This window comes from Pseudoalteromonas sp. PS5 (assembly GCF_004103255.1).
In the GTDB taxonomy this organism is placed as follows: Bacteria; Pseudomonadota; Gammaproteobacteria; order Enterobacterales; family Alteromonadaceae; genus Pseudoalteromonas; species Pseudoalteromonas peptidolytica.
Window position 1 is genome coordinate 1 of the sequence record NZ_RCSQ01000086.1, and the last position, 1,096, is coordinate 1,096.

A 1,096-nucleotide genomic window follows, 5' to 3' on the forward strand; every position below is an offset into this window, starting at 1 on the left:
CCACTTAATTAAGAAAATTGATATCACGCTAAGTTTCGATAACGAACACCTCTTTGGTTGCCGGTTTTATCGCCTGCTGTATTAATCTCACTAAACATGCTCGCCAGTATTTACAGTGAACGTTACAGGGCAATCAGCCAGCTCTTCTCAACTTTAGGCTAAGTAGATAGCTCGCAAACTGGCATTATGGACAGGAATAACAGGAGCTAGCTTTGCAAAGCAATCACAGCCATCTATTTACCCCGTTTTTGCAACATCACTTTCATTGTATTCAGTTTGACCCAGATAGTTATTCTGAGCAGTCTTTTGAGCAACATAACATCTTCCTTCCTGATACTTTAGAGAAAGCAGTTGCAAAGAGAAAAGCTGAATTTTTAGCAGGAAGGATCTGCGCGAAAGCGAGTTTAACAGCATTAGGTCATGATAACTTTACCGTACTGAACGGCTCTGACCGCGCCCCAATTTGGCCTAACAATGTAGTCGCGAGTATCACCCATACCCGTGGAATTGCTGCTGCTATTGCCACTAACAATACGCATACCATTGGTTTAGGTATTGATATTGAAAGAGACATGAAGCCAAAACAAGAAATCGAATTACAACGACAAATTTTACATCCGGCTGAGTTCGAGAGCTTTCGTGGACTGGCAAAACACGTACATTGCCCGTTAACCGTCATCTTTTCAGCTAAAGAGAGCATCTACAAAGCACTTTACGGGACGGTAAATCGATTTTTTGGATTCGATGCAGTGAAATTGAGTCAATTCGATACCCATACCTTGTATTTCACTCTTATGGAAAATTTACATCCACAATTGAGCATGGGTCAAACTATCAAAGTATTTTATCAATGCACGACAGGATTGGTTTTGACCGAGTGTGAATACCATATCACCTCAGCATGACATAATGAATAAACGCTCCACTGGGCGTTTATTCTTTATGTTCAACTTTTGCTTAGATTACTGGGCGGCAAGTTGAGCGCTGCGACCAAAACGCACTCAGTGGAACAAAAATCAAATGGCAAGAGTCAACAGACCCTAGTTTTACGTTATACCAATTTGCTTAATTAAGTAGTCTATTTTGAAGCGAGAAA

At 40.8% G+C, this 1,096-nt stretch carries 1 protein-coding gene; it reads left to right on the forward strand.

Annotation, left to right across the window (positions count from 1 at the left end):
- Positions 1-212 precede the first annotated feature (212 nt).
- On the forward strand, positions 213-905 hold the full coding sequence (locus D9603_RS12125) for a 4'-phosphopantetheinyl transferase superfamily protein (protein WP_125251521.1): 693 nt from the start codon (positions 213-215) through the stop codon (positions 903-905).
- The last annotated feature ends 191 nt before the right edge of the window (positions 906-1,096 follow it).